Here is a 12,839-nt window from a genome sequence, read left to right as displayed (position 1 = left end):
CGGCATGATCTTCATCCCGTGCAAGGACGGCATCAGCCACAACGAGATCGAGGATGCGAAACCCGAGCACATCGAGGCCGGGTGCAACGTGCTGCTGCACGCTATGCTGGAGCGGGCTGGTACCTAATGCTATACAAAATATAGCGGCAAATACATGATTCCGTAGCGCTTGCACCAGTTTGGATGCAAAAAGCGGGTGGAGCGGATCAGTCCAGCTTCGTCAGCCCCAGAAAGTGGTCCAGCATGTGGAAGTGGTCTTCGAAGAATTCCTCTTCCAGGCCCGCCAGCTGGTCGATGGGGGTCCACTGCACCAGCGCCGCATCATCGTCCGCCTGCACCACTGGGAAGGGCGCATCGCCCAGGTCAAAGTAGTGTGCATGCGTGATGGTGCGACCGCGCTGGCTGCGGTCGGGGTGGTCGAACACGGTCACTGACTGCAGTGCGGCGCGCATGCGGGCCTCGGGCAGGTCGCATGTACGGGCAAGAGGCTCTGCGAGCTGGCCGCTATTGGGGCGCCTGCTTTGCGACCACGTGGCGAGAAAAGTTGTCCAGGATAGCCTGCCAGCCGGCTCGCTGCTGCTCTTCGGGGTGCGTTTGCTCCCCGTCGAATGTGACCGTAACTTTGACTCCGTCCGTGCCCTCGTTGAACTCAACGAGTCCTGCTCGATCTCCGAAGGCGTATTCGATGAGCTGGCACGGCACAACCTTGGTGTATTCACCTGCAAAGTCAAACCCGAATGAGCCGTCCTTCGCCTCCATGCGAGAGGAGAACTTGCCACCTGGCCGCAGATCCACCGACGAGGTGGTCGTGTGCCAGTCTGGGGACGCTGTATTCCATTGTTTGATGTCTTCGGGTGTTGTGTATGCCCGCCAGACTTCTTTCAACGGTGCGGCAACCACAGTTGAGACGGTGATCTTCATGAGCGAACTCCATTCGGGTGACCCGGCACATATTCAAAGATTGGGTGCCGAGTCCAGCCCTATCGGCACTGGCCGCTAAAACCCGGCCTTATTAGCGACTACTGTCTCAGACTTTTTGGCTGCGCGCGGCGATCCACCGGATCTCCTCGACCAGCTCTTGCAATCCTGTTTGGATGATATCCAGAGTAGGCTTGTCTACTAAGTGACCATCTTGTATGCGCGCGGCGACTCCAGCAATGGCGATGTGCTGCCGCACCAAGGGGCGAGCCAGTGTGGCTGCCAATGCATCACGAATTTGGGCCTGTGCCCGCACTCCCCCTGCCGTGCCTGGCGACGCCGTCATGATGAGCGCGGGCTTGCCCTTGAGAGGAGATGCAAATCCCGGCCGTGAAGCCCAGTCAATCGCGTTCTTGAGTACCCCGGGTATGCCGTAGTTGTACTCAGGAGAACACAGTACCAGGCCATCCGCATGTTCAATGGCGTTCTTGAGCTGGACGACTGGAGGCGGTGGTTGCTCCCCATCCAGATCTGCGTTGTACATGGGGATCTCGTCGAGAGGGAACAACTCCAGTGTGGTTCCAGAAGGTAGCAGCGGCTGGAGGCTTCGCAGCACGGCAGTGCTGTGCGACGCGCGGCGGAGGCTTCCGGAGATGGCGAGGAGGCGGATAGGACGTGTCATCTGGTTGGTGTTCATTGAGATTCTTTCGTTCTTTCAATGCCTTAAGTTTATGCATAAAATTCAAAACATGTACAAAACAGACACATCCCCTCGCACCCCGCCCCTGGTGGATCAGGCCTTCGCGCAATTGCGCAGGGATGTGTTGAATGGCACCTACGGTCCAGGCGCCAAGCTCAAGCTCGATGAACTGCAAGCTGCCTACGGCTTTTCCAGCAGTCCGTTGCGGGAGGCGCTGAGTCGTCTGGCCCAGGAGGGGTTGATCCGGGCAGATGAACGGCGAGGGTTTCGTGTAACGGCGATTTCTGCAGAGGACTTGGGCGACATCACGCGCATGCGTGTGATGCTTGACGTTCAGGCGCTGCGCGAATCGATTGCCCACGGTGATGACGTGTGGGAGGCGCAAGTAGTGGGGGCATTTCACCGCTTGGAGAAGGTAGAAGGCCGACTTAGCGATGGTCCGGTCGTTTTGGACCAAGGGTGGACGGAAGTGCACACTGCCTTTCACATGGCACTGATTTCAGCCAGTCCATCAGAGCGCCTGCGGACTTGGAGTGCAAGCCTCTTCGACCAGGCGGAGCGTTACCGGCGGTTTTCAGCGCGCTTTCGCAAGACCTTTAAGCACAAATCTAGTGAGCACCGTAAGCTCATGGACGCTACGCTGCGGCGCGATGCAGACACCGCCTGTGCACTCTTGCAAGAGCACATCTTGAGTACCGAGCGCAATGTGCTCTCGGTTCTGAGCAAGCTGGAGCACAGCCAGGGAGGCTGACCCTCCACTGCCATTGCGAGCCCGGGCATGGTCTAGGTACAGGCATTTCACCGGTTCCTTGGCAGCCCTGCCCCTCCTCATTCCTGGTTGCACCCGACTCGCGTGGTGCATAGCCCGCATGCATCGCGCATGTGGGCTTTTTCGCTTCTGAGTTCCCCATTTCCGTTGTCTGCAAGTGCCTCTTCTTGCGCAAGTGGCCCAGCAAGTTCCCTCAAATCGCTCGGTGTAAACCACTACGCATAATTTATATTTTGTGCATAAAAATACATTCATGCACTAGATTCGAAGGTTCAGAAGTTCAAGTTCTGATCGTTGTGCCTTCTCAGATTCCTCTTTCATCCCTTTTCTAGGAAACCCATGAAACTGATGTCCTACTCAATCGCCGGCCGTGAAACCTGGGGTGCCGTCCTCGGTGAAGGTGTTGCCGAACTGGCGATCCGAACCGGCCATGCCACGCTGGCTGGCTTTATCGCAAGCCCGGACTTCGCGCGCCGGGATGCGTTGGTGGCAGATCTCAAGGCCGACGCAAAGTTGGCCGAAGTGACGTTCCTGCCGGTGATTCCTCGCCCCGAGAAAATTGTCTGCGCGGTGCGCAACTACATGGATCACCACCAGGAGGTGCTCGCTGCTGGCATGCAGCGCGAGCTGTCCGAGCAGCCGCCGATCTTCTTGCGCGTGTGGCGTTCACAGACGCCACATCAAGGGCCGATCGTCCGCCCCCATGTTTCGGAGTCGCTGGATTGGGAAGGCGAGCTGGCCGTAGTGATTGGCAAGGAAGGTCGTGACATCAGCGAGGCGGACGCCTGGGCGCACATTGCAGGCTATAGCTGCTACAACGATGCCAGTGTGCGAGAGTGGCAGTTCCATGCCAAGCAGATCGCCTCCGGCAAAAACTTCGAATCCACTGGTGCTTTCGGTCCCTGGATGGTGACTGCAGACGAGATCGCGCCTGGTCGCGAACTCAAGCTGGAGACGCGTCTGAACGGCGTTGTGGTGCAGTCCAGCCATACAGGGCACATGATTTTTTCGATCCCCCGCCTGATTGCGTATGCCTCAACCATTTTTACGTTGGTCCCCGGTGACGTGATCATCACTGGCACTCCTGCCGGCGTGGGCTGGAGTAAGAAGCCGCCGCAGTTCATGAAACCTGGCGACGTCGTGGAAGTGGAGATTGAAGCCATCGGCGTGCTGCGCAATCCAGTGGTTGCGCAGGGCTGACCATCGTCTGGCGTCATTTACCCGTTCGATCTTCCATCCAGACCCTGCAAGGGTAGAGCAAGGCCCCACGCGGCCGCCGCCCACGGAGACAAACACCATGCAAAGAAGACACGTCCTGGCCGCCTGCAGCGCGGCCGCTCTTGGATGGTCGGCGCTGCCGGCCCTGGCCCAAGCCTATCCCGAGCGAGCGATCAAGCTCTATCAGGGGTTCGCTCCTGGTGGAAATGCGGACGCCATCGCCCGCGCTGTGGGCGCAGAGATGGCCAAAGCCTTGGGCCAGGCCGTGGTGGTGGAGGCACAGTCTGGAGCTGGCGGCACCATCGCCGCCACCACGGTAGCGCGGGCAAAGCCCGACGGATACACGTTGCTGCTCGCCACCGGGGGGCATGCGGTGGCGGGCGCTCTCTACAACACGCTCCCCTACAAGTCAGTTGCGGACTTCGAGATGGTTTCCACGATCACCTTCTTTCCGTTCCTGGTGGTTGTCAACGCCAATTCGAAAGTCCAGAGCCTGCGTGAAGTCATCGCAAACGCGCAGGCCACACCGGGATCGGTTGGCTACGGGACTGCGGGCGTGGGCTCAACCCACCATCTGGCGGGCGAGCTGCTGGCCAAGATGGCTCGAGTCAATCTTTTGCACGTTCCTTATCGGGGCGATGCTGCATCGATCACGGCGCTGCTGGCAGGCGATGTGCCGTTCATCATCGCTCCGCCGACCGCGGTATTGACCAACATCCAGGCGGGGAAGCTGCGCGCCATCGCAACCACCGGCCCCCAACGGTGGGCAGGCCTGCCAAACGTTCCCACCGTCGTGGAGCAAGGTGTGACGGGCTATGACGTGCGCTCGTGGGCCGGCCTTCTGGCGCCCGCAGGAACACCCCGACCGATCGTTGATCGCCTCAATGCGGAGGTGCTTCGTGCGCTACAGGCGCCTGCAGTACGGCAGCGTTTGGAGGACATGGGCGGCGAAGCGCGTGGCAGCACGCCCGAGGAAATGAAGGTCATGGTGAGCCACGAGATCGAAAAATGGCAGCAGGTAGTGGCTGATGCCAAGATTCCCAAACAATGACTCCAATCACCTTGTCGAAGGACTTTTGAATGAACTTGATCGCTATCCGCAAACGCAGCCTGACCATTGAAACGGTGTACCACGAGGGCGGGCCACCGGTAGACACGCCGCTGCGCATCGCCTCTGCTTGCGCTGTGATTCGCAATCCTTACGCTGGCCGCTATGAGCCAGATCTGCTGCCCTTCATGGCCGAGCTGCGCACCCTCGGTACGATGCTCGCTGAAGAGCTGGTGGCTACGCTGGGCAAGGAAAAAGTACAGGCCTATAGCAAGGCAGCCATCGTCGGCGTGAATGGCGAGTTGGAGCATGGCGCCGTCTGGCATGAAGCGGGGGGCTGGGCAATGCGCCAAGTGCTGGGTGAACCCAAAGCCATCGTGCCGTCGGCGAAGGCCGTGGCCGCTACGGGCTACCGCTTGATGGTGCCACTGCATTACATCCATGCGGCCTATGTCCGCAGCCATTTCAACAGTGCCGAGGTGGGGATTCAGGACGCGCCCCGCCCCGACGAAATCCTTTTCGCACTGGTGATGGCCGATGGCGGACGCGTCCACTCGCGCCTGGGCGGCCTGACGCGCGAGCAGGTGTCCGTACACGACGGCCAGCGCTGAGGTTAGACATGGCGACTTCTTCCACTGGCACGATGAAGGCTGTGCAGCTCCAGGTCACGGGTGGTCCGGAGGTTCTGTCTTTGGTGGACATCCCTGTACCTCATCCCGGACCGGGCGAGGTACGCGTCCGGGCTCATGCCATAGGCGCAGGTGGGCCGGACGTTCTGATTCGCAACGGTACTTACAAATGGATGCCCCCACTGCCCGCGGTGCCCGGCAATGAGCTGTCCGGGGTCATCGATGCCATCGGTGAGGGCGTCACCCGCCTGTCTGTGGGTGACCGCGTGCTGGTCAGTGCACGAGAGTTGCCACAGCGCGGGGGCTGCTACGTGCAGGCGATCTGCGTGCCCGAAGTTGTGCCATTTGTGTTGCCTGAGAGCATTGCGTTCGAGGACGCGGTGAGTCTCGGTAACTTCCAGCTCGCACTGGCGCTACTGGCCAGCAACGGCAATCTACCCGCTAAAGCGATCCTGATTCCCGGTGCAGCAGGTGGGGTTGCCACCGCGCTGGCACAGGTGGCGCGCTCGCGAGGCCTGCGCGTCATCGGTACTGCATCAACCCCGGAAAAACGCCAGTTCGCCTTGGAGAACGGAGTTAGCGATCTTGTTGATGGCGACGTGCAGGCCCTGCCGCAACGCGTCATGGAGCTCACTGGGGGACGTGGCGTCGACCTCGCTTTTGATCATGTGGGTGCGGCGCTGTTTATCGCGTGTCTGCGGTCGCTGGCCCCCTCAGGCATGGCGGTGTCGTACAACATCCTTGCAGGCCCACCATCGAGTGATGTGTTCGATGAGCTTCGCAAACTGCTCGCCAAGAGTCTGGCGATACGCACCTTCTCCATTCATGCGGTGGATGCCGATGTGGCTCAGCGCCGCGGCTTGATGGAGCAAGCCATTGCGCTCATGGCGAGTGGCCAGGTGCGTGCACCGCGTGCCATGCGCATGCCACTGGCAGAGGTTCGTCAGGCCCATGAGCTGTTGGACACCGGCGGCACGCTGGGCAAGCTGGTCCTCATTCCCTGAACCCATGGAGTCTTGCAACGTGAATCCACCCTATACCGCCAATCTCGCTCACTGTGGCATTTTTTGCCGTGACCTGGAGGTGATGAAGGCTTTCTATACCGAAGTGTTCGACATGCAGGAGACGGATCGTGGCGAGGGCGTGACCTTTCGCTTCGAGATCGTGTTTCTGAGCGGGCGTGGTGATCAGCACCACCAGTTGGTGCTGGCTGGAGGGCGGGGTGAAGATGCACCGAGCACCGTGATGCAGCTGTCGTTCAAGGTCCAGACCATTGATCATCTGCGCGAGGCGCGTCGCCGCGCGTTGGCACTGGGCGCGTCGAAGATGCGTGGGCTTAACCACGGGAATGCGATATCCATTTACTGCATGGACCCGGAAGACAACACTGTGGAGGTTTATCTGGACACTCCTTGGTACGTGAGCCAGCCCCACGGTGATCCTTTGGACCTGGATCAGGATGACGAAGCCATCTGGGCCCAGACGGAGCGTGTGGTGCGTTCGGACCCCAGCTTTATGCCGGTATCCGAGTGGGCTGCGCAGTTTGCTGAACGACGCGCGGCATTGAAGGCCGGGAGCGCGTAGCGAACGCTCGTTTTTCGCGATAACGCGAAGGCTTTCGGCTTGGAGATGCAACAGGCGTTCGACGTTTTGCTTGTGTTCGCACGCAACAAAAAGGGCTCCCAATGGGAGCCCCGTTTGCTTGATCAGTGCGGGAGTGAGTGCTTGTCTAAAACACCCCCCATGGCAACAGCACCCGCACCGCGCGAAGTGCCACCGCCATGGGAAGTCCCGCAACTGCTTCAATCCAACCCAAGCAGTTGGTCTGCCAAATTACATGGCGCTGAATTCGCCCGAAGGGATCTGGCCGGTGCGCACGGNCTGCCCACAAACAGAAAGGGCTCCCCAAAGGGAGCCCGATCTGCCTGCCCGCCCCTGCGGTTCAGTTAACACTCCCCATGGCAGCAGCACCCGCACCGCGCGAAGTGCCACCRCCMTGGGAAGTCCCGCAACTGCTTCAATCCAACCCAAGCAGTTGGTCTGCCAAATTACATGGCGCTGAATTCGCCCGAAGGGATCTGGCCGGTGCGCACGGCTTCAGCAGCCTGGGCACGCACGGCAGCGCGGTCAGCGGTGGACTTGTAGGTCACCACACGCGAGCCTGCGGGTTCCATGTTGTGGGTCTTGGCTTCCACTACAGCTTCGGCTTGCACTTCAGCGCGGGTGCGGTTGGTGTCGAACTTCAGGGCAAATTGCGAGCCATCGGCTTCATCGGCATGGGCACCAAAAGCGGCGAAAGCGGCAACAGCGGCGACGGAGAGGAAACGGGCGGTCTTGTTCATGATGAAAATCCTTAAAAAAACTTAAAAAGCGTCTCAAAAAAGCCGGGTCAAAAACCATTCCTGAACCGGGTTCGGTGAGTCGCCTTGCGGGTTCGGCTCATCGATGGGATGAACTGTACGCCGATGGTGTTCAGGGAAAAACCCTGAACCGGGTTCGGTGAGTCGCCTTGCGGGTTCGGCTCATCGATGGGATGAACTGTACGCCGATGGTGTTCAGGGAAAAACCACCCAGTCGCAAACTAACTGTTCCAGTTTTGAAAACAATGGCTGGGCCACGTACTGTGACGTTTCGCGTCAGTGGTTGGAGGCGCCGAAGCGTCATTTTCCATCGCCCCGGGTGTTGGGCCGGGGACTACACAGCAGTGGTTTGTGCCCTGGCTGCAGGCCTGCGGATCTATCGGTCTATGGCTTGTTGCGTGTCTTGCGCACCGAACGCGGAGCGGGGCTTGTGGCTCGGGTGCTTGCCTGATCCAGCCACAATAAGGTGTCCATTTGCGCCATGAAATGGCGCAGATAGTCGGGGGACAGGGAGCGCATCAGGTTGAGTGAGCGCAGCATCAGCTTGTGGGCGTTGAGTGGCCCGGCGTTCTCAGGCCCCCTGTGCAGGGCCTGCACCACCTGCTGCTCGGCGGCGATGTGCGACCAGACCTCGCTGAAATGGCGCACGCTTTTGAGCGCGGGCAATGGAGCGCTGTCCATCGCAAAGGGGTCGTCCCTGGCGATGCTGCGCCGAGGGGTTCCCAGGGTTTGGTTCAGTTGTGCCAGCGCAGATGCTGCAGGGGCGGGGCGTTGGTTGCCCTGTGATGGAGTTGTGTGGAGCGGGTTTTCGGGGTAGCCCGCCAGCGCCGTATCGAGCTTGTGCGCCAACAGCCGCTGCACGGCCGCTGATTGGCCAGGCAGGCGGCGCGCCAGGATCTCCAGGTAGTGAAAACGCACGGGGTCGTTGTGGTGCGCGCCCACTGCACGCAATGCCTCCAGACGGGGATCTGTCATGGTGCGCGGGGAGACTCGGTGGACCGGGTGTTGGCGGCCTTGGGGACTGGGGCCATCTCCACCCGGCGGTTTTGTGCACGGCCTTTTTCCTCGCTGTTGTCAGCCACGGGTTGTTCGGCGCCAAAGGCTGCGGCGAACACCTGGGACGATGGCATGCCCTCGTCAATCAGAGCCCGGGTCACGGTGAGTGCACGCTGGGCTGACAGCTCCAGGTTGTCCGCAAAACGCTTCTGGCTGCCGCGTAGCAGCGCGGTGTTGTCGGTGAAGCCGCTGACCATCAGCATTTCGTCGCGCTCCCGCAAGTAAACCCCCAACGGCTGAACCAGACTCTTGAGCAGTTGCCGTCCCTCGGCACGCAGTTCGTCTGAACCGGTGGCAAACAGCACGCTGCCGCTGATACCAATGCGCCCGTTGTTCACCGTCACGCGCCCGCTGGCCAGCGGAATGGCCAGGGCCTTCTCAAGCGCCACGCGCCGCTGCTCTTCCATCTGGCGCTTTTGCACTTCCTGTTGCAGGCTGGCCACCAGGTCGATCTGCACCACCAGCACTCCCACGAGGATCAGTACAAACGCACCCAGCAGCCCCGCCATCAGATCGCCGAAGACGGCCCACACCGGTGCCGTCTGGTCGGTAGCATCATCCAGTGTGTCATCCAGGCCGGTCACGCAGGCACCCCTTGTTCTGCCGTGGCCTTGCCATGCAGTCGACGCAGGTCTTCCACGATGCCTTGTTGTGCGCTGATGCTCAGGTCAATCACCTCGCGGGCCTGCGCCACGTAGTACGCCAGCTGTTCGTCGCTGCGGCCCATGGACTCGCGAAGGGCGTCCTCCATGCCTTGCAGGCTCTCCACGAGCTTCTCGTTGCTGGCGCTGAACAGGCCGACGCCGTGCTGGAAGGATTCCCCCAGGCTGGACAACTCGATGGCGCTGGCCGCAACCTGCGCTGCCACTTCGTCCACCTTGCCCGCCTGTGCGCCCAGGGCCTGTGCAAACTGCTGGCCCGCCTGTTCGAGCACCTTGGCGGCGGAACCCACCAGTGCGTCAATGGCCGCGCGCTGCTGCACAGCGGCTTCGTTCACGGATTGCAGCAGGCTGCCCAGCTGCTGTGTCATGGCCGTGCGCTCGGCCAGCGCGAGGTTGTCGCGTTCGCCCAGGCGTGTCATTTCCTGTCGCAACTGGGTAATGACTTCGGCCGCCGCTTGCGGCACGTCGGAGGCGGTCTGCAGCAGGCGCGTGAGGGGTGCTTCCAGCGCAGCGCCCAGGGTGGCCAGGTGCTCTGCCACGGCGGCTTGCAGAGTATCCAGGCGGTCCACTGCCGCCTGTCCGCGCGCGGCTTCTGCATCGCGCAGGGTGGTCAGTTCCTCGCGCCACACCAGGGTCAGCGCATCCATGCGCTGACCCTGGGCTTGCACCCATTGCGCTTCGTTGTCGATGCGTGTGCGCAGCAGGGCGTCGGATTGCTCCATCAGCGCGGTGGCGCTGCCCAATGTACGGTCCACCTGGGCGTTCAGTCGCAGACTCACTTGCGTGGCGGTGTCTTCCAGGGTCTGCATCAGGGCGCGCTGTTGTTCCACGGTCTGTGTGGCTGCGCGCTGCCATTCAGCGCTGAGCGTGTGGGCCAGTCTCTCCAGGGACTGGCTCCAGCCTGCCAGCCGTTGCGCATCGGCGTCGCGCTGCGCCTGCTGAGCATCGGTGACGGTGCTTTGCAATGCAGCCAGCAAGGCCTCGGAGCGTTCTTCAAATGCGTTGTTGGCTGACTGCAGGCGATGCTCCAGCTGCTGGGCTGCTTGGGCTAGTGCCGCGCCGGTTGTCTGGTGCTGTTCGGCAGTTTGTGCCCCCGCGCTTTGCCATTCGCCGCTGAGTTTCTGGGCCATCTGGTGCATGGACTGCGTCCAGTCGGCGAGCCGCTGCGTATCCGCAGCGCGCTGCGCACCGTGGGCTTCGGCTACCGTCGCCTGCAGTGTGGTGACCAGGGCTTCGGCCTGTTGTGCAAATGCCTGGGTGGTGGCTTGCAATTGCCGGTCCATCTGCTGTGCGGTGCGCTCCAAGGCCTGGCCCACCTCCTGCTGCTGGGCCAGCGTCTGGTTGCCCGCTTGATGCCATTCGCTGGCCAGGTTGCGAGCCATGTCCTGCATGGAGTGCTCCCAGCCTTGCAGTCGCCGCTGGTCGGACTCCGCCTGGGCAGCCTGTTGCTGTGCAGCCGATACGTGCAGGGAGTCCACCAGCGTTTTCGATCGTTCGTCGAAAGTCTGCGTGAGCTTTTGCACTGCAACCTCAAACTGGGTGATCAGCGTGCCCTGTGTGTTCGACTGCTGGTCGAGCGCCTGGGCCCAGGTGTCGGCCACCTTGCGTGCTGTGCCCTCCCATTGCGCACTGAGGCTTTGCAGCTGCTGGCCTGTGTGCTCTCGCAGCCGCTCGTGGGTGCGCTGGGACTCTTGTGCCAGCGTCGCCATGGCCTGTTCCACCACCGGGCGTATGGCGGCGGTGGCCTGCTGGGCACTGGTGCTCAGGCTGTCTTGCAGCGATGTACCCACGGACTGCGCCAATTGGGTGTACGCGGCAGAGGCCTCTTGATGAAACCCCTGCTGTTGCGCCAGCAGCTGGTCGTTGAGCTGGCTGTGGCGGCGCTCCAGTCCTTCCATCATGGCTTGCAGGCGATCGGCAATCAGCGGCAGGGCCTGGGCCTGCGCTTGCAGGGCCAGCAAGGTTTCCTCACGCCGTTGGGCGGACGAGAAGGCACGGAACAGCGTGGGGATGCGCGCATCCAGCTGGCGCACCGCCTGCAGCCTCTCTCGGCGGCTCAGGGCGGACAACAGGCCCAGTGCGGCCGATGTGGCGACCCCCGCGACGGACGTGCCGAACGACAGACCCAGCCCCTTGATGGGAGCAGCCAGTGCATTGCGGATGGATTCCAGGTTGCCTGATGCCTCCAGGGCAAACACGGCGCCGTGGAATGTCACCACCATGCCCACGAAGGTGCCCAGCATGCCCAGCATGACCAGCAGCCCCACCAGGTAAGGCGTGAGTGCAGGTCCAGGCAGGGCTACACGCTCCCCTTCGATACGTTGGCGAACCGGGTGGCGCAGCGCGGGGTCCAGGCTTTCCAGCCAGGCATCCAGGGCACGGGGCTCTTGATGTGCCTCTAGCGCACGCGTCAGCGAGGCGGTGGCCGCGCGATAGCGCATCAGCTCCCAAGCTCCCAGCAGGTAGGTGGCGGCGATCATCACCGTCATTGCCAGTGCCAGCGGGCTGTGGCCCACAAAACCCCAGCCCACCCAGCCAGCGGCTGCAAGGCCCGCAGCGAAGATGGCTGTCATCACACTCTTGTTCATTCCTGTTGTCCTGTTGTGTCGTTCTGGGCTGCTTCCAGCAGTCCCGTGATCGGTTCCATGCGCGTTTGCAGCTCTGCGGCAAGTAGGGCCTGCATGTCGCGCTCGAAGGCCCACAGCCAGCCTCCGGCCTGCCGCCAGCGCGCAGGCTCATCGGTCAACCCTTGGGTGGTCAGCCTGTGCTGGTGTTGCCGGTGGCGGTGCGCCATACGGCGCTCTAGGTGCGCGGGTAGCAAGGCCCACAGCCGTTGTTCACGCGGTGCCAACATGCGCTCCATCACAGCGTCCAGCGCCGCCACCTGGCGCAATCTGGGGGAGCCTTGTGCGATCGCCTGGCGCAACTGTGCCCGCAGGGGCTGCAGCCGCAGCTCCATCTGCTTTTGCAGGTCCAGATAGCGTGGCGCGTGGGTGGCGAAATCCGTGTCCACCCTCGGGTCGGGCAGTTCCACGGGGGTGTTGTCCGCCCGGGCTCGCAGTGGCTTGGGTGCAGTGGGCCTCGTGGCCAGCTGCACTTCGAGGTCGGCCCGAACCTTCGCTACCAGGCCGGCGAGTACCGTCATGTTCAGCGCCATTGCCGGGTGCTGTGCAGTCGCCGCCTGCGATGGCAGGTTCTCGATCGCGTGCAGCGCCCGGCTGAGCTGGACGGCGTCCACGGTTCCCAGCCATAGGCTCAGCTGCTCTGCCACATCGGGGGGCTTGGCTGCTGGTCGCGGAGGCGCGGCCCGCTCGCTGGCTTCCCGCGTCCATTGCTGGAGCAGGACCACGAGGCGTGAGCTGTTGAGTAGGTGGTGTTGGGTCATCCCGTGAAGGCTGTGCACTGGGTGGGCACGGCCGAGCGGGACGGTCCGGCGGCGCGTGCATCGGGGGAAGGAGTCCTCCCGAAGGCAAAGCCCG

The 12,839-nt window shown here is 62.2% G+C and carries 13 protein-coding genes and 1 pseudogene; 6 read left to right on the top strand and 8 right to left on the bottom strand.

Annotation, left to right across the window (positions count from 1 at the left end; genetic code table 11):
- Positions 1–206: 206 nt before the first annotated feature.
- From ASC83_RS19540 to ASC83_RS19530, 3 genes and pseudogenes are all read right to left on the bottom strand, one after another.
- Positions 207–473, bottom strand: a pseudogene (locus ASC83_RS19540) (cytidyltransferase); the annotation flags it as partial.
- A 31-nt stretch (positions 474–504) separates the two neighbouring features.
- Positions 505–921, bottom strand: coding sequence for an SRPBCC family protein (locus ASC83_RS19535; RefSeq protein WP_056066538.1), 417 nt, complete (start codon positions 919–921; stop codon positions 505–507).
- Between the two features lie 106 nt (positions 922–1,027).
- Positions 1,028–1,615: an NADPH-dependent FMN reductase gene (locus ASC83_RS19530; RefSeq protein WP_056066535.1), complete on the bottom strand. Its 588-nt coding sequence runs from the start codon at positions 1,613–1,615 to the stop codon at positions 1,028–1,030.
- Between the two features lie 34 nt (positions 1,616–1,649).
- Between ASC83_RS19530 and ASC83_RS19525 the strand changes: the two genes are divergently transcribed.
- The 6 genes from ASC83_RS19525 to ASC83_RS19500 all read left to right on the top strand — a co-directional run bounded on the left by ASC83_RS19525 (position 1,650) and on the right by ASC83_RS19500 (position 6,866).
- Positions 1,650–2,369 (top strand): GntR family transcriptional regulator, encoded by a 720-nt coding sequence (locus ASC83_RS19525; RefSeq protein WP_056066532.1) that lies wholly within the window; start codon positions 1,650–1,652, stop codon positions 2,367–2,369.
- A gap of 357 nt (positions 2,370–2,726) precedes the next feature.
- The gene (locus ASC83_RS19520; protein WP_056066529.1) at positions 2,727–3,587 is read left to right on the top strand and encodes a fumarylacetoacetate hydrolase family protein; all 861 of its coding nucleotides are present in this window, start codon (positions 2,727–2,729) and stop codon (positions 3,585–3,587) included.
- 97 nt (positions 3,588–3,684) lie between these two features.
- Entirely contained in the window at positions 3,685–4,656 is a 972-nt protein-coding gene (locus ASC83_RS19515) for a tripartite tricarboxylate transporter substrate binding protein (protein ID WP_056066526.1), read from the top strand.
- A gap of 29 nt (positions 4,657–4,685) precedes the next feature.
- A complete protein-coding gene (locus tag ASC83_RS19510; protein WP_056066523.1) occupies positions 4,686–5,264 on the top strand; it encodes an amino acid synthesis family protein in 579 nt (192 codons plus the stop codon).
- Positions 5,265–5,272: 8 nt separating this feature from the next.
- Positions 5,273–6,286 (top strand): zinc-dependent alcohol dehydrogenase family protein, encoded by a 1,014-nt coding sequence (locus tag ASC83_RS19505; RefSeq protein WP_056066521.1) that lies wholly within the window; start codon positions 5,273–5,275, stop codon positions 6,284–6,286.
- A gap of 19 nt (positions 6,287–6,305) precedes the next feature.
- Positions 6,306–6,866: a VOC family protein gene (locus ASC83_RS19500; RefSeq protein WP_082522532.1), complete on the top strand. Its 561-nt coding sequence runs from the start codon at positions 6,306–6,308 to the stop codon at positions 6,864–6,866.
- A 464-nt stretch (positions 6,867–7,330) separates the two neighbouring features.
- Here the strand turns inward: ASC83_RS19500 and ASC83_RS19495 are convergent, their stop codons facing one another.
- The 5 genes from ASC83_RS19495 to ASC83_RS19475 all read right to left on the bottom strand — a co-directional run bounded on the left by ASC83_RS19495 (position 7,331) and on the right by ASC83_RS19475 (position 12,745).
- Complete coding sequence (locus ASC83_RS19495; RefSeq protein WP_015013846.1) at positions 7,331–7,624, bottom strand: DUF4148 domain-containing protein; 294 nt, start codon at positions 7,622–7,624, stop codon at positions 7,331–7,333.
- Between the two features lie 402 nt (positions 7,625–8,026).
- Positions 8,027–8,617 carry a DUF2894 domain-containing protein gene (locus ASC83_RS19490; RefSeq protein ID WP_056066515.1) on the bottom strand — a complete coding sequence of 197 codons (591 nt, stop codon included), beginning with the start codon at positions 8,615–8,617 and terminating at the stop codon, positions 8,027–8,029.
- Positions 8,614–9,282, bottom strand: coding sequence for an OmpA family protein (locus tag ASC83_RS19485; RefSeq protein WP_056066511.1), 669 nt, complete (start codon positions 9,280–9,282; stop codon positions 8,614–8,616). Before ASC83_RS19485 ends, ASC83_RS19490 begins: the two co-directional genes overlap by 4 nt.
- Positions 9,279–11,933, bottom strand: coding sequence for a DUF802 domain-containing protein (locus tag ASC83_RS19480; protein WP_235509422.1), 2,655 nt, complete (start codon positions 11,931–11,933; stop codon positions 9,279–9,281). The genes ASC83_RS19485 and ASC83_RS19480 overlap by 4 nt, the downstream gene beginning before the upstream one ends.
- An 11-nt stretch (positions 11,934–11,944) precedes the next feature.
- Entirely contained in the window at positions 11,945–12,745 is an 801-nt protein-coding gene (locus ASC83_RS19475; protein WP_056066504.1) for a DUF3348 family protein, read from the bottom strand.
- Between the last annotated feature and the right edge of the window lie 94 nt (positions 12,746–12,839).

The organism is Acidovorax sp. Root402, assembly GCF_001425125.1.
GTDB lineage: Bacteria > Pseudomonadota > Gammaproteobacteria > Burkholderiales > Burkholderiaceae_C > Acidovorax > Acidovorax delafieldii.
The sequence above is the reverse complement of the archived record's forward strand: the minus strand, read 5'-3'. Positions and strand labels throughout refer to the sequence as shown.